The 24,392-nt window shown below is 42.1% G+C and carries 21 protein-coding genes; 11 read left to right on the top strand and 10 right to left on the bottom strand.

Annotation, left to right across the window (positions count from 1 at the left end; genetic code table 11):
- Positions 1-7: 7 nt before the first annotated feature.
- The 3 genes from RMO55_RS19205 to RMO55_RS19195 are packed head-to-tail and all read left to right on the top strand — an operon-like array spanning position 8 to position 1,795.
- The gene (locus tag RMO55_RS19205; RefSeq protein ID WP_310429293.1) at positions 8-1,105 is read left to right on the top strand and encodes a hypothetical protein; all 1,098 of its coding nucleotides are present in this window, start codon (positions 8-10) and stop codon (positions 1,103-1,105) included.
- An 8-nt stretch (positions 1,106-1,113) separates the two neighbouring features.
- A complete protein-coding gene (locus RMO55_RS19200; RefSeq protein WP_310429292.1) occupies positions 1,114-1,398 on the top strand; it encodes a hypothetical protein in 285 nt (94 codons plus the stop codon).
- Between the two features lie 49 nt (positions 1,399-1,447).
- Positions 1,448-1,795 (top strand): DUF6717 family protein, encoded by a 348-nt coding sequence (locus RMO55_RS19195; protein ID WP_396134409.1) that lies wholly within the window; start codon positions 1,448-1,450, stop codon positions 1,793-1,795.
- 11 nt (positions 1,796-1,806) lie between these two features.
- Here RMO55_RS19195 and RMO55_RS19190 read toward each other — a convergent pair whose 3' ends face one another.
- Together RMO55_RS19190 and RMO55_RS19185 are read right to left on the bottom strand one after the other, a co-directional pair.
- A complete protein-coding gene (locus tag RMO55_RS19190; protein WP_310429288.1) occupies positions 1,807-2,241 on the bottom strand; it encodes a hypothetical protein in 435 nt (144 codons plus the stop codon).
- Positions 2,242-2,259: 18 nt separating this feature from the next.
- On the bottom strand, positions 2,260-2,556 hold the full coding sequence (locus RMO55_RS19185; protein WP_310429286.1) for a hypothetical protein: 297 nt from the start codon (positions 2,554-2,556) through the stop codon (positions 2,260-2,262).
- Positions 2,557-2,709: 153 nt separating this feature from the next.
- Between RMO55_RS19185 and RMO55_RS19180 the strand changes: the two genes are divergently transcribed.
- Entirely contained in the window at positions 2,710-4,248 is a 1,539-nt protein-coding gene (locus RMO55_RS19180; RefSeq protein ID WP_310429284.1) for an anthranilate synthase component I family protein, read from the top strand.
- Positions 4,249-4,357: 109 nt separating this feature from the next.
- On the opposite strand, the gene RMO55_RS19175 is transcribed toward RMO55_RS19180, so the two are convergent.
- The 3 genes from RMO55_RS19175 to RMO55_RS19165 all read right to left on the bottom strand — a co-directional run bounded on the left by RMO55_RS19175 (position 4,358) and on the right by RMO55_RS19165 (position 9,946).
- Positions 4,358-5,536, bottom strand: a complete 1,179-nt coding sequence (locus tag RMO55_RS19175; protein WP_310429282.1) for an MltA domain-containing protein — start codon at positions 5,534-5,536, stop codon at positions 4,358-4,360.
- 186 nt (positions 5,537-5,722) lie between these two features.
- Entirely contained in the window at positions 5,723-5,983 is a 261-nt protein-coding gene (locus RMO55_RS19170; protein ID WP_310429280.1) for a hypothetical protein, read from the bottom strand.
- Positions 5,984-6,085: 102 nt separating this feature from the next.
- Complete coding sequence (locus tag RMO55_RS19165; protein WP_310429278.1) at positions 6,086-9,946, bottom strand: NB-ARC domain-containing protein; 3,861 nt, start codon at positions 9,944-9,946, stop codon at positions 6,086-6,088.
- A 126-nt stretch (positions 9,947-10,072) separates the two neighbouring features.
- Here RMO55_RS19165 and RMO55_RS19160 point away from each other — a divergent pair, with 126 nt between their 5' ends.
- The gene (locus RMO55_RS19160; protein WP_310429276.1) at positions 10,073-10,663 is read left to right on the top strand and encodes a hypothetical protein; all 591 of its coding nucleotides are present in this window, start codon (positions 10,073-10,075) and stop codon (positions 10,661-10,663) included.
- Between the two features lie 107 nt (positions 10,664-10,770).
- Here the strand turns inward: RMO55_RS19160 and RMO55_RS19155 are convergent, their stop codons facing one another.
- On the bottom strand, positions 10,771-11,676 hold the full coding sequence (locus RMO55_RS19155) for a DUF4351 domain-containing protein (RefSeq protein ID WP_310429273.1): 906 nt from the start codon (positions 11,674-11,676) through the stop codon (positions 10,771-10,773).
- 251 nt (positions 11,677-11,927) lie between these two features.
- Between RMO55_RS19155 and RMO55_RS19150 the strand changes: the two genes are divergently transcribed.
- The 4 genes from RMO55_RS19150 to RMO55_RS19135 all read left to right on the top strand — a co-directional run bounded on the left by RMO55_RS19150 (position 11,928) and on the right by RMO55_RS19135 (position 16,578).
- Positions 11,928-12,428 carry a hypothetical protein gene (locus RMO55_RS19150; protein ID WP_310429271.1) on the top strand — a complete coding sequence of 167 codons (501 nt, stop codon included), beginning with the start codon at positions 11,928-11,930 and terminating at the stop codon, positions 12,426-12,428.
- Between the two features lie 35 nt (positions 12,429-12,463).
- Positions 12,464-12,964, top strand: coding sequence for a hypothetical protein (locus RMO55_RS19145; RefSeq protein WP_310429268.1), 501 nt, complete (start codon positions 12,464-12,466; stop codon positions 12,962-12,964).
- 259 nt (positions 12,965-13,223) lie between these two features.
- Entirely contained in the window at positions 13,224-15,137 is a 1,914-nt protein-coding gene (locus RMO55_RS19140) for a hypothetical protein (RefSeq protein ID WP_310429266.1), read from the top strand.
- 133 nt (positions 15,138-15,270) lie between these two features.
- Positions 15,271-16,578, top strand: a complete 1,308-nt coding sequence (locus tag RMO55_RS19135) for a tetratricopeptide repeat protein (RefSeq protein WP_310429264.1) — start codon at positions 15,271-15,273, stop codon at positions 16,576-16,578.
- Between the two features lie 311 nt (positions 16,579-16,889).
- Here the strand turns inward: RMO55_RS19135 and RMO55_RS19130 are convergent, their stop codons facing one another.
- The gene (locus RMO55_RS19130; protein ID WP_310429262.1) at positions 16,890-17,414 is read right to left on the bottom strand and encodes a type II toxin-antitoxin system YhaV family toxin; all 525 of its coding nucleotides are present in this window, start codon (positions 17,412-17,414) and stop codon (positions 16,890-16,892) included.
- Complete coding sequence (locus RMO55_RS19125) at positions 17,411-17,746, bottom strand: hypothetical protein (protein WP_310429260.1); 336 nt, start codon at positions 17,744-17,746, stop codon at positions 17,411-17,413. The genes RMO55_RS19130 and RMO55_RS19125 overlap by 4 nt, the downstream gene beginning before the upstream one ends.
- Before the next feature lie 53 nt (positions 17,747-17,799).
- Here RMO55_RS19125 and RMO55_RS19120 point away from each other — a divergent pair, with 53 nt between their 5' ends.
- Positions 17,800-18,048: a hypothetical protein gene (locus RMO55_RS19120; RefSeq protein WP_310429258.1), complete on the top strand. Its 249-nt coding sequence runs from the start codon at positions 17,800-17,802 to the stop codon at positions 18,046-18,048.
- Between the two features lie 135 nt (positions 18,049-18,183).
- Here the strand turns inward: RMO55_RS19120 and ltrA are convergent, their stop codons facing one another.
- Together ltrA and RMO55_RS19110 are read right to left on the bottom strand one after the other, a co-directional pair.
- The gene (gene ltrA, locus RMO55_RS19115; RefSeq protein ID WP_310429256.1) at positions 18,184-19,887 is read right to left on the bottom strand and encodes a group II intron reverse transcriptase/maturase; all 1,704 of its coding nucleotides are present in this window, start codon (positions 19,885-19,887) and stop codon (positions 18,184-18,186) included.
- A 678-nt stretch (positions 19,888-20,565) separates the two neighbouring features.
- Entirely contained in the window at positions 20,566-23,637 is a 3,072-nt protein-coding gene (locus RMO55_RS19110) for a Tn3 family transposase (RefSeq protein ID WP_310429254.1), read from the bottom strand.
- A 151-nt stretch (positions 23,638-23,788) separates the two neighbouring features.
- Here RMO55_RS19110 and RMO55_RS19105 point away from each other — a divergent pair, with 151 nt between their 5' ends.
- Positions 23,789-24,349 carry a recombinase family protein gene (locus RMO55_RS19105; RefSeq protein WP_310429252.1) on the top strand — a complete coding sequence of 187 codons (561 nt, stop codon included), beginning with the start codon at positions 23,789-23,791 and terminating at the stop codon, positions 24,347-24,349.
- Positions 24,350-24,392: the final 43 nt, after the last annotated feature.

Here is a 24,392-nt window from a genome sequence, read left to right as displayed (position 1 = left end):
AATAGTTATGGCGATCTTTTTTATTATTGTCTGCATTGTCGGAGTTATTTTTTTACCTTACTGGATAATTCCGGCTAATCCATTTCCCAAACCATCAGGCGAGTGGAGCGTTGGCACATCCGATCTAATTTGGGACTCATCCAATCATACTGGAATCATTGCCAAAATCTGGTATCCAATTAATGCAACAACTGGTGTTCAAAGTCCTTACATAGATAACATCGATCGCACCTTAGCTGTAATAACAACAGGGTTTAATCCCCTATCCAACTTAATTTTCAACCAGTTTTATCTCGATCGAATTTGGACTCCAGCATTAATCGATGCAATTCCAGCTCAGTCTCAAGATGGATTTCCTGCTATCCTCTTCTCACCTGGTTCGTGTTCGATGAATTTTATGTATACTTTCTATGCTTTAGAATTTGCCAGTCACGGCTTTGTTGTTATTGGCATTAATCATCCAGGTTCGAGTGCTTGTACTTTGCTTACTGATGGATCTAAAGTTGAATTTAACAAAATCGATAAAGAAATACTAGAAGATATCAAACTGCTTGAAGAATATAGTGCTCCAATCATGGCACAACAAGCAATCGATATATCAATCGTTTTAGATAAAGTCTTACAGCTAAACTCTAATACTAATTCAGTATTACATCAAATAGTCAACATAAATAAAATATTTACTGCTGGACATTCATTTGGCGGTGCAGCTAGTTTTATAGCTTGTAGAAAAGATGAAAGAATTTCTAAAAGTATAAATCTTGATGGTGTATTTTTAGATGAAATAGATGTAGACTATTCTAAAACCGAATTATTGCTAGCTCACGCAGATCGCGATCGATATAGACCGAAGAACAAGAAAATGCAAAGCAACTATGATTCAATGGTAAGTAGAGATAAAATTCGTTTAGAGCAGCTTTCCTTTAAGGCTAATTTAACCCACCTAAAATTTAATCTAGCAAATCATTTTAACTTTTCGGATTTGTCGATAATTATTAAACCTATACTTACTAAGACAATTGGATTAGTTGGCAAAACAGATGGGCTTAAATTATTATCACAAACATCTAGCATGATGATAGACTTTTTCAACAAGCAAACTTAAATTCAACTATGCCTAGCCAAGCTATTTGGGAAAAAGAAATTAGTAATGTCTTTACCTTGATTGAATATCCATCAAACACAAAAGAACCCCGCTGTCTAATTATTGGCGGTGATAAATCTGGAGATGATAAGACTAAAACTCTATCACTATTCTTCCAGACTTGGGGACTCGATCGAGATACTATCACAAATCTGCAATGCTCGATCGTTTTTCAAGCCGTGGTAGAAATTGGCATCGTCGATGAGATTTCTGGATTTACTTTTAAGGATGCCTTAGCCTGGGCTAGTGATTAGATTATTGAGTTCAAAATATAATAAGTCTACTTTTAACTGAGGTTAGTTAATTATGAATGCAATTAACGTTATTTATCCCTACAAATATGAGGAGATGTGGGTATTTGATGACGATCGAGTCGGATTGATTCAAGAGCCATTTGTGGCTGGGACAGATACAATTATCGATCGAATGGTGACAGATATACCCAATCCAGAAGACGGGTTTATTTTGATGTTTGCGGGTACTCCCTTTCCAGGCTATCAAGCAACTCTAGAATGGCGACGCGAAGAATATGGGGGAAATTGGTATCATAGTTCCCAATTGGATGTGGAAGGGTGGCTATGTCCCGCCATGTTTAAGTATTTTGACAAGGCTCCTGAAAATCTATATGTGCAGTTTAAAGCGAGAAAATAATCGCGATTATTTTACACGGCTAGACTAACAGCATTATTCAAATTAATATTAATCAGGACTTTTTTCATAAATCTCAAAAAACCATAAATGTCAAGGAATTTATCTCCTTTAATTCCGCTGACTAGTATAGAATGAGACGATCCGTCTTTTTTACGAACAAATATTTTATTTGTGTTCTTACTAGGCTCTGTCTGAACAGATTGAATATCATCATATTTAATACTAACAAATCTATCTAGATCGCAAATTACTATCTCTAAATCGGTAATTATAATAAGATCGCGATCGAACGATTGATTAAGATAACATCCAATTATTTTCTCGTCCTCACTTAACGGTTGAAAGTTCAATAGTAAATATCTCTTTAATGTTAGATCTGCATGTTCGATATCGATGTAGCCATGTAGACTGTCGAGATTTTTATGAGCTAATATGGTAAAATCCATGTTGTTTATCTCCTGGTTTCACTTTTGAAAGGGAATCTCGATCGTATCTATTCCTCCTGATGTTTTCATTCCATAACGTTTGGTTAAAGCGTTGTACAATTTCTCGTTAACTACGGTAGCTTCGATTCTTAACTTACTGGCTCCCGATTCTATTGCTCTTTGCTGGAGATTGCTAAGTATTCTAAATGGATTTTTGACATCTCCTTGAATGAAATCGATTTTGACGATTGCAATCCCATCTTGAATCGAAAATGTTCCTTGGATATCTTCAACATTTCCCTCGATGCCTAAATCATTAGTTGTTAGTGGACGCACGTAATTATTGTGAACGAGTAACCCAAAAGCGAAGACGATGTAACGAGGGAATGCTGCTATCTCAAATTATAAACCTTCGTGAGATTCGATCTCTGTAAAATTCTTGCCCTAAACTGGCACAATATAGAGAGATACCCTGCCGCAATCCGTGTAATGATTTTCCCCAGTTTCGATCGATTCAGTCAGCTCGCCAGCCAAGGTAACTTTATTCCCGTCTATCAAGAATGGGTTGCGGATTTAGATACCCCCGTTTCGGCATGGTATAAGGTGTGTGCAGGTCAACCCTATAGCTTCTTGCTAGAATCTGTCGAGGGTGGGGAAACTATCGGACGTTATAGTTGGTTGGGATGTAATCCGCTGTGGGTGCTGGAAAATAAAGGCGAACAGACGACGCAAACACATCGTGATGGTACCATCACTAGATTTACAGGCGATCCATTTCAGACGCTCACTAAATGTTTAGAACCTTACAAACCCGTCAAACTTCCGCAACTTCCTGGCGGAATTGGGGGGCTATTTGGCTTCTGGGGCTATGAATTGATGAAATGGATTGAATCTAGAGTACCAGTCCATTCAGCTAGCTCTGAAGACCTACCAGATGGCTTGTGGATGCAGGTAGACCATTTAATCGTGTTCGATCGAGTCAAACGCAAAATTTGGGCGATCGCCTATGCCGATGTTGGGGCTTGTGATGGTAATCTCGAATTAGCATACAATCAGGCGATCGATCGAGTCAAAACCCTCGTCGAAAAACTTCAACAGCCGCTCGTTTCTAAGTCTCTACAATGGACTCCACCTCAACCTAGTCCCGCATTAACCGAACTCCCTGCTGAATATACTAGTAATACTTCCAAAGCCGAATTTTGTGCCAACGTTGAGAAGGCGAAGGCGCATATTACCGCAGGGGATATTTTCCAAGTCGTCGTTTCCCAACGCTTGTCAACTAGTTATACTGGCGATCCTTTCGATCTTTATCGATCGTTAAGCTTGGTCAATCCCTCTCCCTATATGGCTTATTTCAATTTTGGGGATTGGCAGATTATCGGTTCTAGCCCTGAAGTGATGGTTCGAGCAGATCTCGATCGAGATGGTACACTCAAAGCAACCCTGCGCCCTCTGGCTGGTACCCGTCGGCGGGGACAAACACCAGAAGAGGATGATGCCCTAGCACTAGAATTGCTGGCTGATACCAAGGAAGTCGCCGAACATGTGATGTTAGTAGACTTGGGACGTAACGATTTAGGACGAGTTTGCAAAAGTGGGACGGTAGTAGTCGATAAATTAATGACGATCGAGCGTTATTCTCATGTGATGCACATTGTCAGTAATGCTGTCGGACAACTCGCCCCAGATAAAACCGCCTGGGATTTGCTCAAGGCTTGTTTTCCGGCGGGTACAGTCAGCGGCGCACCGAAAATTCGCGCGCTGGAAATCATCCACAATTTAGAAGGCTGTCGGCGGGGTGCTTATTCGGGAGTCTATGGTTATTATGATTTTGAGGGTCAATTAAATACCGCGATTACGTTGCGGACGATGGTAGTTCGTCCTGATGGCGCGGGGAATCATACGGTATCCGTACAAGCAGGTGCGGGATTAGTTGCGGATTCAGATCCGGTGACGGAGTATGAGGAAACGCTAAATAAAGCCAGAGGTTTACTCGAAGCAATTCGATGTTTGGTGACTGACAAGTAAGTTGAAAGCGGGGTTTTTAGGATGGGGATTTAGCGGATGCATTTGTCGAGACGGGTTTCCCGTCCATGAAAATGCACAAAGCAAACCCCACCTTAAACAGCAATAAATATTAGCTTTTCAACAACAGATAATAAAGTTGTCCGGGACCGCCAGTAACACCAGCACGATCGCCAGCTATTTTACCAGTACCCATGAAATAGTCTACCCGTCCTGGGCCAGTAATTGCACTACCGGTATCTTGATCCAAGACATAACGACTGACCAATTTTTGTTGGATCGCTCGACCGTTACTGGCATAGGGAAGTTCGGTATGAACTAGAGCCAGTGCGCCAGGAGGCATCATCGACTTATCTGTGGCGATCGATCGATCCGGCGTAACTGGGACATTAATACTGCCCATCGCCTCACCGTTGAAGGTTTCCTTCATAAAGATGAAACGTTTGTAGCGGGGAATATAAGCGTTTAACTCTTGGGGATTATCGCGGAAGTAGCGGATGATGCCAGGGAGCGTGAGCTGACTGGGTGTAACCTTACCATCTTTTGCGAGTTCTTTGCCGATGCTACTGTAAGCAAAATTCGTACCGCCCGCAAAACCGACTGTGGTTTTACTCCCATCAGGAAGATTGAGTTCGGCAGAACCCTGAATCTGGACGAGGATCGCTTCAAATCGATCGCGCATCCAGAAAATCTCATTCCCAGCTAGTGGTCCTGTCGCGCCTTGGAGACCATCTGCGCCCTCTAGCATGACACGTTCGGGCTGGGGATCTTTCCAAGTGCTAAAGTCCGCAGGTAATTTGTAGAGTGGGTACTTAAATTCCGCCGTTTGTTTGCGGCTAGCTTGATAAATTGGTTCGTAGTAGCCAGTAAAGGTGACGGTGCCTTTATTATCTTTACCAATCGACTGGTAGAACACAAATTCCTTTTTCACTGCTGCTTGAAGTTCGACAGCGGAACCACTAGTATTGACTAGTTGACGAAATCTGACCAGGGAACGCCGTACTCGATCGCGACTAATACTCTGAACGGGATAATTTTGATATGCTTTTGTCGCTGCGGGTGTCTCTAAATAACGGAGACTATTATCGATCGATTTGAGCATTGCCGCTTTGTCACCAAACTTACCCCAGAGTTGATCGTCAAAGCCAATCGACGTTTCCTCATAATTGCTGGTACCCCGATTGGCTTGGATATTCGCGGCAGGTTCAGCTTGTAACTTTAGGGGGATTTGCCGATCGAATCCTAGCGCGATACCTAGATTCAAGGAGAGTAAAACCAGTGTTGTAATCATGAAGTAATATTAAGTGATGCGGTGACATTAAAATCTGTGACGAGAGTTGGGGAGATCGTGTTTCCATCTGCTATCGTCTATTCGATCGTGATTCGCCGATCGTGCTGATAACTTAACAACCATAGAGGGTTCAAATTTCCATCTGGACACCCTCTCAAGCCTAAAATCTAAAAACCAACCCCTAGATTAATAGTCGCGATCGACACTAGATGCAAATACGGGTTCGATCCGAATCGCCTCTACACAGCTAGGACGGATTAGCATGTACTCACCTTGGCTATTTTTCAGGGGTACCGTAATAAAGTCACTGGAGCTGGATTTTGGCATCAGTTCATTACTATACCATTTTTGAAACTCTTGGACTGTGGGAAACCGGACTTCCTCCCGATGACCTCCTGATAGTAGCAGATATACTGCATATTCATTCGCACTTGCTAATTTAGCCATGTTCGATCTCGTTTGGTAATACTTATTAATCTGAGTATGCCCAAATTCTGCTAAATTAACGATCCCCCTAAAATCCCCGATTTCTTAGAGAAATCGGGGATTTTATTTATTAATTGCACCCAAAGCCTGTAAAGTTGCTCGCTGTGCTTTTGTCAATCCTTGAATTTTATCGATCTGCATTCCTTCGTAGGGATGGAGCGATTTCCAGGTGGCGAGACATTCGCCTGTTTTTAGATCCCAAATTTTAATAGTTTCATCTAGGCTACCAGTAAAAGCGACATGCTTAGAAGACTCCATGTCTGGCAATTTAACAGTGCCAACATCGAGAGTATAAATTAAGCCACTATGACCAGTCAGATGGTGAAGACATTCACCACTTTGAATATCCCATACTTTGAGAGATCGATCGACTCCACCAGTAATAATAAATCGGTTGTCGTTGCTAAATTTTGCGCTGAGAATTGGCCCTCGGTGTCCGACAAATGTTCGCAAGCATTCACCTGTTTCTACCGACCAAAGTTTAATTGTCTCATCATAACTAGAACTAACTAACCACTTGCCATCTGAACTAAAGGTAACTGACCAAACACTATTTTTATGTTCGCGCAAGGTTTGAGAACATTCGCCAGATGAGAAATTCCAGAGTTTAATAATACCAGCAAATTCACAACTTGCCAGTAGTTTACCATCAGGACTAAAATCGGTGTAAATGACTGGGCTAGTATGTCCTTCGATCGTTTTCAAACACGATCCTGTCTTGACATCCCAAATTTTTACTGTTTGGTCATAACTACTACTCGCTAATGTTTGACCATTAGGACTAAATACCACCCGCCACACCCAACTCTTATGTCCTTTGAAGGTTTGGACGCAATTACCTGTTTTCCAATCCCATAGTTTGATAGTATAGTCAGCACTTCCAGTAGCTAATAAACGATCGTCAGGACTAAATTTGACAGACCAAACTCGATTAGTATGTCCTCGTAAGATTTGGGTGATAGTTCCCTGCTTTACATCCCATATTTTGATGGTATTATCTTCATTCCCACTGGCTAAATAATTAGCATCTGGACTCAAATCGAGAGATAAAATCGCATTCGTATGTCCGACGATCGTATTAATGCAGCGTCCTTGTTTTAAATCCCAGATTTTAGTATTATTATCATCGCTACCACTGGCAAGTTGTTGACCATTGGGATGAAAAGCTACCATCCAAATGCGGCTATTATGACCGAGCAGAGTTTTCAGGCATTTACCGTTATTTACGTCCCAAAGTTTGATAGTTTTATCGAAACTACTACTAACTAATTGTTGTCCATCTGGACTAAATGCGATCGAGCTAACCGGCTGTTGATGTCCGATTAATGTGTGGGTACACAAATCCCCGATTTCTCCCAGGAGTCGGGGGTTTTGGTTGCTAACATCCCAAATTTTAATCGATCGATCGTAACTAGCGGTAGCGATCGATCGACCATCAGGACTAAAGGCTACATACCGCACCCAACCTGCATGAGCCTCCCACACAGGCACACATTCGCCCGTCGCCACATCCCACAACCGCACCGTCAGATCCTCGCCACCGCTAACTATGGTACGATCGTCAGGACTAAAAGCGATCGACCATACCCGCCCATTATGCCCAACTAAGGTCTGAATTTCGGGATTTGAGCTACCAGGAAACGTCCGCCAGAGTCGAATAGTACTATCTTGGGAGGAACTAGCAATAATTTTTCCATCGTGGCTAAAACTAATCGTATTAACTGAAAAGGTATGTCCTATATATGTCCGCAAACATTCACCCGTTGCGACATCCCACAATTTCACAGTACCATCATCGCTACCGCTGACGAGATATTGACCATCTGGACTAAAATCGATCGCCCAAGTCCAGTGTTGATGCCCTTGACAATTGGCGTGTTTCGTGAGTGTTTTAGCATCCCAAATCTGAATATCGCCCTTGGTATCGCTAGTTGCTAGATATTCACCATCTGGACTAAAAGCGATACCTACTACACCACCAAAGGTTTCCGCAAAGACAGTTTGACTGATGTGGCTCCCTGTAAAATTAACATTGTGCAAGGTTGTATTCAGCAGGTAGGCTTGACGAATCGAGAGGTGCGAGAAATCGTAGCCTTGAAGATTGGTTTTGAGGTGACAAAATAAATTCAGCAGGTTTCCCGCTGCATAACCAGTTGATTCAGAGGGCTGATGGTGTAAGGTGGTGAGTATTTTGTACAGGTGCTGTTCTAGTTGAGTTGTGGCGGAGATTTTTACCCCACCCCAGCCCTCCCCTTGGAAAGGGGAGGGAGTAAGAGCCAGCCTTTCCAAGCTACCGCGTACCAACAAGTCTGCTGGAGGTGATGCGGAGTCCCGATCACCCACCCCAGCCCTCCCCTTTCCAAGGGGAGGGAGTAAAGCCCCCCCTTGGAAAGGGGGGGTTGGGGGGGTAAAGATCTCCGCTTGTGTAAAATGCGTTAATAATCGATCGATTAAAGGCTGCAAAATTAGTTGAATTTGGGCATCCCGCAGGTAATCTTGGGTGTGCGCTTCAATCAGAGCATGGGTGTTAAATAGCTCCAATTCTCCCATAATAAGTTCTCGCTCGATCTGCCCAATCAAACGTTGGGTGACATACTCCATAATCACGGGTTGCTGAGTCAAACCCCGCTCGGTAGTTTCGATCGACGATCGATCGTGTAATGTTTCTAGAGTTGCTAATAATGTGGGTAAAGTTATCGCGGGCAAAAATTCTGCTTGCAACCGCGCCGGAGTAACGCCTTCTCGATTAATCGCCAACCAGTACATCACCTGCTGTTGCAAGGGTGAAAACCTGTCGAATTGTTCCGCCAACAAATCCTGGAGATTGCTAAATACCCCCGTACCTGCGGCTAAAAATGCCTGAATATCTCCACCAAACAGGTTTTGAACTGTGGTTGCGACTAGCTTGAGCGCGAGGGGATTGCCAAACACGTAATCGATCAGATTTTCTCTGTCGATCGCGGGCGATTCCAAGCCCTTATCGATTAAAATATGGTGAGCATCAGCAACCATCAGTCCAGAGAGTTGCAGCGATCTAACGGGTAAATGAGCACCTTCGCGTACAGTCATACCCTGAGGTTTTTCCCTACTCGTCATCACCAAACAACTCTGATGGCTTTCGTCACTGACGCGCTGAAAAATCTCCCCATAGCCCTCATAACCAGCCAGGTAGCAGCCATTGCGATCGCCAGCTTGCAAAATCGACTCAACATTATCAAATACCAGCAGACAGCGTTTTTGGCGCAATTGCTGCATCAATAGATCGATCGAACTCTCCTGTACTTCAGCACCAACCAAAATCGGCAAAATCTCATCTAGCAAATCTTTGGGATCGATCGCCTGTCGCAAACTCCGCCAGATGATATATTCAAACTGAGACTCCAACTGTCGCGCCAGTTTCACCGAGAGAGCCGTCTTACCAATCCCACCCCAGCCAAAAATTCCCACCACCCGACAACGACAATCTACGACCCAATCGCGCAAGGTTTCTAAGTTAGTTTCCCTACCATAAAAGTGGGATACATCGATTGCATCGCCCCAATTGGTAATCGTCAAAGATGTTTGGTAACGCTGAAGAATCGAACAGAGATTACTTTTTGAAACTTTTTGCCCCACGATCTCCGAGAGCAATTGCCACAAATGGGATGCAGCCTGCTTGATATATTCCGACTCGTAACCTAGCTCCCTGGCGATCGTCTTATAAGAATCACCCTTCCAGACTTGCGACACGATCGCTGCTTGAATCGTTTTGAGCGATCCGCGTTGATGTTGTTCTAGCAATCGATCGATGATTCTGAGAGCTTCTTGTCCGGTCATGTAGGGGCGACCTGTAGTGAGATAGAAGTAGTATAGCTCGATCGGGCGACCTTCAGATCCCCTCAGATACCCGACTTCACCGAGAAGTCGGGTATCTTTGCAGCTCAAGATTTACATTAATTAATATTCTGACAGGACAACTACTCACTTTTTGTTACTTTTTCATACTGACGACTCGATCGGGTTGGAGGTAAAGTGATGTTCAGCCCCGTTTCCACCAAGAAACTTATTTATATGAATTCTGCCAATAAAGTGAAGGTTGTGGCCACAATCGGTGCTCTGATTTCAATATTAGGAACTGCTACATCGAGCTTAATATTTGCGTTGCCTGCATCAGCAGGATGTGGACTGTTAGGACTAGAACCATGTCCTCCAAAAGCAATACCTTGGTCACAATGGGCTATAGAAACTAATAATTGGATCGTGCAAAGGAGTGTTATCGATCCTATCTATTACACCGATCGTTACGATGACTTACGTAAAGCCTTTAACTACGATCCTTCGGCTCTCAAGAAACATTGGATTGAGAATGGAATCAAAGAATGTCGTGCAAGTTCACCTGTCTTTGATGTGAGTTATTATCTAAATTCTTATCCAGATTTACAGGCAGCTTTTGGACAAAAAAACTGTTCCAAAGCCGTCAGGCATTGGGGCGAGAATGGTATTCGTGAAGGTCGGCAAGGTCATCCTGATTTCAGTCCAAAATGCTACCTGAACAGATATCCAGATTTGCAAACAGCACTTGGAGCTAGTAATTATTCTGCGGCAATAGATCACTACTTTAAGTATGGCAGAAATGAGAAGCGTAATGGAAAATGTGATTAGGTTGAGCTAGTTAAAAAAGCACAATTGGTTAACCCACATCCCCGACTTCTCGCAAGATGTCGGGGATGTGGCACCCCACTAGAATTGCGACTGGACGATCGATCTAATTATTCATTCAAATTCAACCAAGCCAACAAATCACCCATCTGGGTGAAATCTAACAAAGCTTCACCCAACTCCTCTAATCGCGCCAGAGATAAAGCCTTAACCTGAATTTCCGCCTCGATCGATACATTTCCCACTCGTCTAGTCAATTGCCGCAGAATTAAAGCCTGTCCCTCTTCTGTGCGACCCTCCTGGCGACCAACTTGTTGAGCCTCTTGAATCTTCTCGATATACAGTGCAGATAGTCTCATGGCTAAATTTCGCTCCTCTGGCTCGATACTTTGTTTCGACTCTAGTTCCATTTTAAGCGATAAAAATAAATCTAAAGCATTACCTTTATAAGGACTATTTGCGGGCAAACCAGCGACTTCACTAATTGCATTTTCCTGCACCGTTCCCCGCCCCATCAACCGAAACCACAACGTCTCAGGCGTGCGGGGTAACTGATGAATGACAATAATCCCTGTCTGGAAATGAACGGGTAATAAATATACGCCCTGTCCCCAAGTTTCTACCCGATCTATCGCCCCAAATCCCGCCAAAGTCGGGGCGGCTAAAGTCGGCGTGAGAATCCATAAGTGCGGTTTAACTTCCGCTAGATCTGGCTGTTTGAGTCGTTTCCGCTCTCTGGTTAATTCTTGTTGAATCTCAAACAATTTGGCGATACACATCTGGATCTCGCCAACACCGACGGGATTGCGAAAAGGTTCAAAGATAGCGGGTTGAGTAATACAACGGGCAAGCAGACCGATATTGTGGTCGTGGGGAAGAGGTTTAGACGGCTGAAAATAGATGTCTACGGCTTTTGCTTCTGGCTGCACGCCGCGTTCGATCTCTACACCACCAAAGGGTGTGAGTAGTAATTCAAATAAATTTTTGGCGAATTCGTCGTGGGGAAATTGAGACATATTCAACTACTGTTGCTCTGCTCAGTATATGGGATTACCCGCCACCAGCATCCAGAACCCCGACTTCTTTAGAGAAGTCGGGGTTCTGTTGCACACCAAGGTTGAATGTGAGAAATTTTACATGTTTTAAGGATAATTAGTCACTTTTTGTTACTTTTTCATACCGACGATTCGATCGAGCGAGGTTATCTTTGAAATGAATCTAGTCATAGATTGTAATTTAGTCCACCGCTCCGACAACCTTAGTTTAGATGTTGCCCAAAAATTCCACTCAAATATTCAGACAATCCTTGCTAGCAGGGACATTTGCGCTCATCTCGATCGGTATGGCTAATAGCGTACTTGCCCAGATCCTCGTTATGCCTAGTAATAGTGCCGCTAATCCAGAACTAGAGGCAGTGAAACTAATTATGGAAACTCTACGTAGTCGATCTGATGTTCGGAATATCAAGTTGAAAAAGGATACTGACAAACAGATAACAGCAGTATGCTACGAACAAAAGAATACAGTCACCCGAACATACCATGATACAGCCAATCATCCACGTGCTTATGCTGATGGGTATGGAGAAGGTCAGATGAATGCACGGAAGGGGGACAAGTACGCGGCTCGTAGTGGTGGCGGAGAATTTAGTCGTGGATTTGATGATGGTTATTTCGGGAGAGCCAACACTGGTCAAAATGCTAGCGCAACTGTAAATGATTATTCCAGAGATGAGTCTAAATGGAGCGACGAGTGTGCCAGCGTTTAATTTATAGCAATATTATACTTTTTCGGAGAAAAGTTATGAAAAATTCAAAAGTTTCGATCGTCTTACTTTCAATTATTTTTATCCCAACTTTAATGCTGGGCAGTGCAAGCAAAGCAAATGCCTGTAGCAAGTGGAACCCGTTCTGCAATCGGCGCATCCCTAGCGGCATTACAGGGCCTTCACAAGCAGAAATTGATGCACGAGCTGTAAAAGAACTTAAAGAAAAACAAGCTCTTCAAGCCGCCCAAGCCGAAGCAGCTCAGAAAGCTGCCCAAGCCGACGCAGATCAGAAAGCGATCCAAGCCGCAGCAGATGAGAAAGTTGCCCAAGCCGAAGCAGCTCAGAAAGCTGCCCAAGCCGAAGCACAAGTCTACCGTGACGCTGCTGAAAAAGCTCAAGCCGCAGCACAAGAAGAACGAGAACAGGCTGCTAAAGCCACAGCCGATCGAAAAGCGGAGGACGATCGAGCAGAGCGCAATAATGCGCTTAAAAAAGTGATTGGAGGTATTGGAGAACTGTTCCTTCCATCTAAATAATACTCTAAGGTTCTCGTTGTAATTCAAACAGTTAGAAACCGCTTCTCGAAATGCCTAGTTAGCCTGTGCGGACTAGGCAACATTAGCGGCACTCGCGGAGCGTATCCGCCAGGATGGTTTCAATCGCTGATACTCTAGCAACTCTCATCGATCGCGATTGCATAAAGACTAGACACTATCTGCCTAGACTTTGAATTATCGTGTCAAGTTTTGTGCTGTTCGGTTGAATAAATCTCGAATCAATCCAAATACCGAAACAATGAACCAATATTTAACAACACTTTTAATTAGTTTCTGCTACATTAACGCTAGTCTACCTGTTATCGCTCAAACAACTGTCGCGCCTCAAGCCGAAAATGTTGCTCCGTCATCTCAACCCAGTATTAAATTATTACAGAGTCTAAATGCAAAATCACCGATTGATGCTGCCGATCTCAGTCGTGATGGCAAAACTCTTGTCACCAGTAGTCGGGGTAAATTGCAAGTCTGGAATCTAGCAACAGGAGCAAGCAAAACCTTTGCACTTTTAGATGATAACTATGCCACGATTAAATCTATTGCTATTAGTCCCGACTTGCAAACCGTTGTTACTAAAAGTTCGGGATTAGATATCAACTCTGAAAATACTACCCCATCAGGCTGTCAATCGAATAGTGGTAGTGGTACTTTTAGCTGGGGTTGTAGCTTTGGCGGCTATTCTTCATCAAGTATTAAAAGTACATCAGGTTATGCAATTCAAATTTGGGATCTTTCGACAGGAAAGCAATCTGGTATCTTAGAGCGATCGGAATCAAGTTCTCGCAACTTTCCTTTCTCGTTCTCTTCAAGTTCAGCTAGCAATGGTGATGACTTACTCAAGTTTAGTGCCGATGGTAATTTATTGGTCAGTAGTAATAACAACAAACCCAAGTTTTGGAATGTCAAAACAGGTAAAGTAATTAAAGGAATAGATCGAGAAAGATTTGGCGAAATACTCTGCAAGCATTGTTTGGCGATCGATACTACGGATGGCATTAAAGTTTTTTCCACTTTCAATTTTGCGACTCAGGAAATTGACTCTAAAAAAGAGCCAATTGCTTTGTCATTCCCCGATCGCGATCGACGAGATGAGCGCGATCGAATCTTTAAAGAATTCTCCGAAAGTATGACGACCGCTTTCAGTCCTGATGGTAAATCGATCGCTGTCAGCAATCGGGGAGATTTACAAGTTTGGCAATCGACAACAGGCGATCGATTACATCGATTACCCGATCGATTAGATTCATCTTACACCTATTTAGCATTTAGTCCCGATAGCCAAGTGATTGCAGGTGCCAAGAGTGACGGTACGATTCAGCTTTGGGATCTAAAAAATGGTAAAGAGATTGGTAAAACGATCGCACAGAATGAAGGAGAAAATCTATTTTTGGGATTTGCTCTTGATGGCAAAACACTTGTTAGTATTGGTAGCAAAGGCACGATCCAACTTTGGGAGACTAAGTTAAATCCTCACAATCTACCTGGATCGTTAGCACAGAACGATCGGACGAGTCTCCCTTACCAAGGCTCTGCTAATGAGTTAAATACTAAAGAGGCTAATACTTATAACAATCGCGGTTTTTTGAAGTCCCTTGCTAACGATATATCTGGAGCATTAGCTGACTATAATCGGGCGATTCTCCTTCAGAGAGGCTCCGCCAACGAATTAAATCCTAAACTTGCATCAGCTTACAAAAATCGCGGCGATCTCAAGGAAAAAAATGTTAACGATCTATCGGGAGCATTAGCTGACTATAGCAAAGCAATTGAGTTTAACTCTAAACTTGGAATCGAGTTAAATTCTAAACTTGCGGGGAAGTATAAGAGTCGCGCCGATCTGAAGTTCTTCAATCTCAACGATCGCGAGGGAGCATTGGCTGACTATAGCAAGGCGATTCTCCTTCAGAGAGGCTCCGCCAACGAATTAAATCCTCTAGATGCTTGGAGCTACAAAAATCGTGCCGATTTAAAGTTCTTCACTTTCGATGATAGCGCAGGCGCATTGACGGACTATCGCAAGGCGATCGAATTAAATACTCAATATGCTGAAGCTCACAACAATCTTGCAAACTTGAAACAGTATTTATCGAAAAAAAGTACAAGCACGAAGATTACAGGTGCCGATCGACAGAAAAGATCGACATCAAGTAAATAGGAATTATTTGTTTCGATCGTTAGATCTAATCTCTGAACAAAACAGGAAAATATATCCCAGCTTCTTTCTGTTTAACAACTAAATAGATCGCCTCTTTACCCCACCCCTTGTCTAGATTGACTTAATACTCATAATGAAATCTAACTCACTGAATTTAGCTTGCCTTGGATTGATGACGATCGCGACAACAACATTAGTATTTTTTACAGCATCAACGGAGATTTCTGCTCGTGCCAATGAAGTGAAATATCCTGTTACTGCCAATAGGCAAGCGGATGGTTCACTAGGCAATAAAGATACAGTAAACCCAGCGCAACTTATCCAGCAAGGTCAAACGGCAATAAGAGATCGAGATTGGGACAAAGCAGAAACAATCTGGCAACAGGTCATTCAACTTCAACCAAATAACGCTGATGCTTATCGTAACCTCTGTGAAGCATTTGCCAGACAAGACAAGATCGAGCCAGCGAAAGCACAATGCCATAAAGCGATTGAATTAGATCCTAAATTGGCTAACGCTTATTACAGTCGCGGTTTCTTAAAGGGATTCAAACTTAACGATAGCTCAGGCGCATTGGCTGACTATAACAAGGCGATTCTCCTTCACAGAGACTCCGCCAACGAGTTAGATCCTAAATTTGCTGAAGCTTACTACAATCGCGGTTTCTTGAAGGTATTTAAACTTAACGATAGCTCAGGCGCATTGACTGATTATAACAAGGCAATCGAGTTAGATCCTAAGCTTGCTAGAGCCTACACCAATCGCGCTCGATTGAAAGGATTCTGGCTCAAGAATGTATCGGGAGCATTAGCTGACCACAACAAAGCGATCGAATTAAATCCTAAACTTGCATTAGCTTACAAAAATCGCGCCGATCTGAAGTCGAACAAACTCAAGGATGTATCGGGAGCATTGACTGACTATAACAAAGCGGTCGAGTTAGATTCTAAATTTGCTGAAGTTTACTACGCTCGTGCTTATCTGAAGTCGAACAAACTCAATGATGTATCGGGATCGTTGGTTGATTATAACAAGGCGATCGAGCTAGATCCTAAACATGCTAATGCTTACAACAATCGCGCTGAGTTGAAATACCATAAACTCAATGATATATCGGGAGCATTGGCTGACTATAGCAAGGCGATTGAATTATTTCCGAACCGTCATGCTATGGCTTACAAAAATCGTGGGTTTTTGAAAGGATTTAAGCTCAATGATATGCCAGGATCTTTAGCTGACTTTAATCAGGCGATTGCTATATCGCCTAAGTTTGCTGAGGCTTATGCCGAGCGCGCTGATTTAAAAGAACAGAAAATGCAAGATCGAGCTGGAGCAATTCAAGATTATCGGCAAGCTGTCAAGTTTTATCGAGAAGAAGGAGAAACGGCAGATGTCCAAAAGACGATTGAAAAACTCCGAAAATTAGGCGCGTTGGCGTAGCCTCAGCAACGCTGAATCGAATAGATAGCCCTTTCAATGCAAATATTTGTGCCGTCGATCGTCAGAACGATCTGTAGTGTAGCTCGATTGGTCATAGGTAATGGTTCTCGATCGTGCGATCGATCTCACCCATGCGCTGTGCAGCCAGAGCTTGACGTTATTTACTGAACCCTTGCTGCCGCCCAAACGGAGCAAACTCGTAAATGTCCAAAGTCGAGTTTTTCGATCGCCACCAGCTAATCCAGATCCCCGACTTTTCCGAAAAGCCTTTGGATCTGCTGCACACCAAGGATCGAGGATACCAACAGAAGCTATATTTCATCCTCTGCTAAAGCCGTACATGGATCGATCTCATAGATCTCTTCTTCTAACTCAGTTTCAGCAATGATTTCATCCTCTAGGTCGAATGCATTTACCAGTGACTCATAAGAGTCAGGTAGTTTGCCATTAGCAACCATCTTTGAGAAAACCTGATAACAGTCGCGGCGGTCGCCTTCTTTGCGCGGAAAACCAAGCCACAGCACAATAATCACTCGTCGCTCGGCAAAGGCTCTAAAAAATAGCCGATAGCGTTGTGGCAGCCCCATTTTCTTGAGCCGACCATATTGCTGGAGTGGCTTTCGCAGTGAAAAATAACTGGCAAAGGGATCTACAGAGATTTTGTCCCTGATGCCCGAATCGAGTGCTTTGAGCAGTTTAACATCGGGATGGGTGGCAAAATCTTTAGGCTCTAATTTCGATTTCAGTTTGACGACCTTGGCGGTTAATTCCGCCCATTGAAGCTGAAAGTCGGTGTAGAACAGAATTGTCCAACCATTAGCATTGAATGGGTTCATTCATCTTCATCCACAACGACACCAGCCAGTAATTCATCCATCTCGTCAGCCATTTGCTGGGTGTAGAGAGTAAGGGAATCCGGTGAAGATATCGCAAACTTTAGCAGGGAATCCAGGAACAGCTTCATCATCACGCTTTCATCGTCGTCTAGGTCAGCTTCTAGCGATCGATCGGGTTCTAGATGCACTAGGAAGGTGTTCTCCGAGATCATTTCAATATGACCTTTGGCTGTCACCAAGTGGGGATGGTCGTGAGAGAAGGCTTTTGGCAGGCGAAACCCGTCTTGACTACCGATTTTAGCTGGACTAATGGGATAACTTTTAGATGGCATAGATCTTCAAGTATTGGTACAAATCATTATAACAAAATTAATGCTGTGACCAGATGAGTGGGTATATCGATCGATCTGAATTTCTCGCCCCCAGCCAATCCAGATCCCCGACTTTTCGGAAAAGTCGGGGATCTGCTGCACACCAAGGATCGATCGATATCACTCGTAAGCTGTGCAGCCAGTGCTTGACATTACTTAATATTCCCAGCAAGAAACTAGTCACTTTTTGTTACTTTTTCATACCGACAACTCGATCGATCGAGGTTATGTTTGAGGTGAATCAGTCAGAGATGTTAATTTAATCTTGAAGAGAATAGTACAGATGAACGATAAAATTTTTGTATTGGGGGTTTGTTAAACTAAGCGATTCCCTCGCGGGAACCACTTGTCTACAAAACGCAGCATGAGACTTTCACCTCACTGCGCTCCTCAATGATTTAACCCTTGTTATGGGTACGTCCCAGATTGAGACTTCCATCTAAACCTGTTTTCGTGTCATGGCAATGACGGTGTAATAGTTGGAGGTTATTATCCCAGTTTTTCCCACCTAATGATTTAGGAATGATATGGTCAACTTCCCAAACATCACCATCTCTGAAAATTAATCCGCAGTGATTACATTTATTTTTCTGTTTTTTCAAGATCTTTGAAACTCTTGCTGATAATTCAGGATGTTTCCCTAAACGCCCAGCCCAATAGCCCAATTCTCCATCATAAGGTGACTTCTCACCCTTGACCTTAATATGTCTAATGATTGGAGTTTCAGAGTAGGTTAGAAGAGTCGATTCTTTATCCCCAAATACCCAATTTCTATCACCGACAGACTTGAAGTATTTTTTCAGAACCCAGGTAACTGATTTCTTGGGATGACGACGTTCACACCATCTTTTCAGACGTTGCCAAATTAGATGGTCTAACTTAGAGTAGGTTTTCTTACTAACTCCAGAAGAGTAGTAATTTGCCCAGCCTCGAATTATCGGATTAAGTTTTGAAATTAGTACCTTTTGAGGTGATGAATTATGACGACTAATGATGTCGGCAATTTTATCATAATGTTTCTTAACTTTTTCCTGAGCTGGTTTGATTAGTGTCTTATAACCTAGTGGTTCTCCATTAGTAGATTTACCACTATGATATTTCCCGACTTGGTACTGGCGGATATTAAAACCTAAAAAGTTAAATCCATCAGCAGTACTGGAAATTCGAGTCTTTGATTCACTAAGTTCTAACCCTACTTCATCCAACCAATCTATTAATATGGCTTTAGCTCTATCTATTACTTCTCGGTTTGGATGGAGACAAACAAAGTCATCAGCATACCTAACAAATGTCAAGCTGGTACGATTTTTGGATTTATCCCCTTTCAAAGAGTTCGCTAATTGCGTTATCCTATTTTCCATTCCATGAAGTGCTATGTTGGCTAGGAGTGGTGATATGACTCCACCTTGTGGTGTGCCGACATCTGATTTTTCTCGTTTACCTTCAAACACCCAACCAGCTTTTAACCATGCTTTAATAGCACGTCTGAGCGTAGGCGATGTGTTGATTTTACTTAGCAGATAGTCATGATTAATTCTGTCAAAGCATTTACTAATATCAGCATCTAGTACAAACTTTTGTTTGCATTTAATACTGTTAAATATTGCTTCGATAGCATCATGGGGCGATCTTCCTGGACGGAATCCGAATGAGTTTGGCTCGAATTTAGCCTCCCATTCAGGTTCTAATACTAGTTTTACTAAGGCTTGACAGACTCTATCTCTCATTACTGGGATAGAAAGAGGACGTTGTTCACCATTAGGCTTAGGAATTAGAATTCTGCGGGCTGGTAATGGTTTAGATTTCAGGTTCAAATTTTGGGCAAGAATGAGCCTCTGCTTTGGCGTGATGGATTTAATTCCATCTATTCCGGCAGTTTTCTTACCTGAATTATCTTGTGTAATCTGTCTGGTAGCTAGTAAACTAGCATAGTATGAACGTGTCAATGTTCTCTGTAATTTGCGAACTAATTTAATATTGCCATCACGAGATGCTTGGAAAATCCGCTTTTGGAGCTTAAACACATATCTTTCAACTTTACGCCAATTGATTTGTGACCATTCCACATTATTCAGTTTTTCAACCAGATATGTTTTAGACATTCAACTCTACTTGGTAGCTTTTCCGTTTAAATCACTGTCCAGAAGTGGGCGTATCTAAAACATTACGTTTTAGCATTGGCTTTTTCTGAAATCCTGTCTCATCTAGCATCCGGTTAGCACCTACTCAAAGAGAGAGCGTTGATGAGATTACTTCGTTCCTGGTGCTGATTGGTTGTACCTTTAGATGTCCCTAATAAACCGAGTCAAATTGGAGGTGTTGTTGAATGCTGCAAAATCATTCAACCTCTGACTATTGCCTTTTGGCTCCAGCGATTCAGCCTGATTGCGCTGGGTGGGTTTAACGGTCTTTTGGAAGGGATTCCTGTTCGTCATCATGGGTACTTGCTTGCTCGCCACCATCTTAGGCTGACAGTTTGAGAGCTTTTAACCCCGCTTTACGGATTGAGGACTAGTCGCTACCGTAGGGGTTATGCTTTCACTAGAACACTCTCTAGGAGAGGGCTTTCACCTCTATCAACATCAAGTTGTCAAGATTCCTAAGAATCTAGCTAACTATCCTTCAAACCCTTTTATTGGGCTGATTTCAGTTAAACGAATCGCACTTTGTACAAACCCTCGAAAAGAGGGAATAAGCAGATTTATATACTAGAGCTACTATTTTGAGGTGAAAATAGACACTCCCCAAAAAGCGAGGGTATTTCATCAACCCTCGAAAAATTAGTGAGATGGGGATTGAGTTAACTGACGGACAATATCCTCAAGATCGATCGGTTGAGCACATTTTCTAAACTCATAGCGACCATACAAATTGATATGCTGCCAAGCAACAGGAGAAATCTGTTTCAATACTTCAACTCCTTGAACATCATTAGTATCCTCTCGATGGGCAAGAACATTAGACAAGATACTGGCATTATAATAAAGAATACAGTTAGCGATTAATCGTCCACATTCGCTCCAAAGTTGTTGCTCTAACTCAGACTTAAAGCGTAATTTGCCAAAATTAGCATAAGAGATAGCTCGACGCAATTGATGATAACTTTCACCCCGATTCAACGCTCGTTGAACATTTTGACGTAACGGTAAAGAATCAATATAGTCAAGCAAATATAAACTTTTCAAAATATTGTCATATTCCCACAAAGCCCGTCTAGTCTTATTCTTTCGAGCATAAGCACTGAGCTTACCAACAATAATGCTTTGGGTAGTCTCCTTTACCGCCAGTGAAACCATAATTCGTTGAATATTCTCCCACTCCTCCACAATTAATTCAGTATTGATTTTACGAATTGGCTTAATCACACCCTCGTAATTACTAGGATGCTTAAATCCATATAAAGATTTAGTAACCTTGTCATGTATATCTTTATAACGGGGAGCAAATTGATACCCAAATGAATTCAGAACAGCGAAATTAATCTCATTTGTACCGTGGGTATCGGTTGAATGAATTTCCGGCTGAATATCAGTCGTATTATTGAATAAAATATCAAATACAAAATGGCTCTCATGCTCATTTGCTCCAATAATTCTGGCATTAACCGGAATATGATTAGCAACTAACGTGTACGAGACAACACCCTTCTTCAATCCAAAATACTTAGGCGAGTGGCGGGAATTAATTGTATTAATCCGAGCCTCAAACTTCTGCCCATCGCTACTAGAATGAATCGTGCTATCAATATCATAATGATGGAAGATCGATAATTCGGCAATAGCATTACTAATCAAATCATTTGCCTCATTCAGTGTCTCTAGCCGAATGAAATTGTCTGAAGTGCTAGCAAGTAGCTGATAATTGATGTCGGAAACTTGACCCATTCGACCCATACCCATATTATTACCCCAAGCAATCAGACAAGCAATAATGACATCTTTTTCTAGCGATTGCTTTTGATAACGCCCTAGTACATGTTCAAAAGCTTTGATAAAATGGCAATTTCGATCTGTGAAATTTAATATCTCTCCAATGTCAACTTGTTTTAAGCCATCGAAAAAGGGAGAATTGATTAGATCTACACCTTGAGGATATAAAAGATTCCACCGAACTTGCTTACCACGCTTTTTAATCTCAAAGTGTTCATTCTCTCCATCAGCAATTCGCCGATTAACTTGCTCAATTCGGTCTTCAAGCTTTTGTTCGAGTGAGCTTAAATGTTCTTCAATTGGGCAATCTAAGGCGGTTAAATTATTCTCAACCATTAAATTTTGCTTGTCTTGCCAGCGTAGATCGTCAATTAAGTCATCTTCTAAACTCCGAAACCGAATACTATCTCTACATGAAATATCACCTGATTCTAATCCATTTCGGAGTAATCGATAGATTAAAAACTCATAGCGGTCTGGGATTAACTGCTTTTGGTGGTTACTATCCTGTGTGTAGAGATAACTCGTAACTGATACTGGGAGGCATTCTACTGCAAACAAGTCAGCTTGAAACTCTTTGAGTGGCTTACCTTTCTTGAATGCTGATTTCAAAAAATCGACCGCTTCAATCAATGTGTCCTGAGACGATGTGGTTGTAAATTCAACTGCCATAATTACTTGTCGTAAATGCAGTTTAAATTGACGAGATAATTTATCGATATACTCCCATTGAAATGCAGTTTCATCAAAGCTTACAGCCTTAGCCATTCGATCTGCTACAGTAATTAACTTTTGACGTGGTAAGATACCAAAAGCATTAGATTGAAAAGTCTTAAATGGTGTATCGGCTGGAATACTTTCATTTGTCATCAGCTTGAGAACTTGTCCCGCTTTTTGCAGATTTTCGTTAATCTCCATATGACATTCCTGCAACTGTTCTTTGGCAGAAATTTTAGCTGCATCATTGTAATTCCTAACTCTGGAGATTAAACAGTTAATTAGATTATCAGAGCGTTGTTGATATCGATGGTAGGCAAAGCAGATCATATAAATATATGCCGTCCATTCATCCAGTCTTTTTAATCTAGCAACGGAGTAATAGCCGACTAGAGACGCATAATATTTAATGTTTTCATTGGATATACCCATTTCTGGTAATAACTTTTTGGCAATTTGATAAAATGAAAATAGTTGTTCACCGCGCTGAATCTCTTGCTTGATTTCTTTAAGACTAAAATCTTTAGGCTCGTGTTTGAGTTGAGTGATCTCATATAAGCCTGTAGCATCTTCCAGTAATTTTTTAAATGCTGATACTTCGTCAGCTTGAAGTTGACTGTTTATAATGGCTATCAATCGATTCTGTTCGGAGGTCAAAGCTTGACTAACTAGATCTTGCATCAAGCTATATCCTGGTAAGATAATTTGATGTTTGGTTAGGTAGTTTACTAGTTCGCGAAAGACATAGATGGGTTTGCTATAAACCATTGCCGATTGCTGTGCTTTTTTCTCAAGTTCTTGGCGTTCTTGCTTTCCACAATTACGATAGCTATATATCTCAAGTATTAATCGCTGTTGTTTGAGTCGAGTTTGATTATCAATTACGGTAATTCCTTCTATCTGTGTCTCTCTGGAACTAAAATATTGCTCCATAATATACTGAGAGTCACTTTTAATTTCATCAAGTGTGAAGATAAAGAATAGATGCTTGGCTCTGAAATATCCCAATTGAATAATAAAATATACTTGCGATTTAATCGAGCGAAATCCTTCAAGTAGTTCTAGATCTGACTGTGATAGCATGAAGTATTCAATTCGCTCTTCGTAACTAAAATCAGGTCTGTTATAAATACTTGCTATTTCATCAGTCGTCAGGATTTTTAGACGCTTTTCTTGGCGATTGGCTGTGAAATTTTCATCTTCCATTTTTAGTTAATTTATCGGTCGATTTAATCGGTCTCAAAAAGTATACTTTTTAAGACCTATCGTTATCATGTCTCTTTTTATGTCTCAAAATACCTTTCTCTTAAAGTCTAAAGAATAATGAGATATATGAGCGTAATTTGGAGTTTTCCGTATGGCTCTGATTGGATATGCACGAGTTAGTTCCGTGGGGCAAAGTCTTGATGTCCAATTAGACAAGCTCCAGCATTGCGATAAGGTTTATCAGGAGAAAAAAAGTGCCACAATCCAACAGCGATCTCAGCTAGATGCTTGTTTGGAATATGTCCGAGAAGGGGATACATTGGTCGTTTCGCGCTTAGATCGGTTGGCTCGCTCTACTCTCCATCTGTGCCAGATTGCAGACTTGCTCAGGCGCAAACAGGTCGCTTTGCATGTTCTCGACCAGAATCTTGATACGTCGAATGCAACTGGGCGGTTGCTGTTTAATATGCTTGGTGCTATTGCTGAGTTTGAAACAGAAATCCGCTCTGAGCGACAGCTTGACGGTATTCATAAGGCTAAAGAGTTGGGTGTTCGCTTTGGTCGCAAACAGCTTTTGTCTGCTTCGCAGATCGTCGAGCTTCATCTCCGACGGGCACAAGGTACTCTGATTAAAATTCTGATGAAAGATTTTTCTCTTTCTAAGGCGAGTGTCTATCGTTACTTGAAGAAAATTGCTATCTCTAAGCTATAAATATGCTTATTCCCTCTTTTCGAGGGTTTGTACAAAAAACCCC

It is taken from the genome of Chamaesiphon sp. VAR_48_metabat_135_sub, from assembly GCF_031418915.1.
GTDB lineage: Bacteria > Cyanobacteriota > Cyanobacteriia > Cyanobacteriales > Chamaesiphonaceae > Chamaesiphon.
The sequence above is the reverse complement of the archived record's forward strand: the minus strand, read 5'-3'. Positions and strand labels throughout refer to the sequence as shown.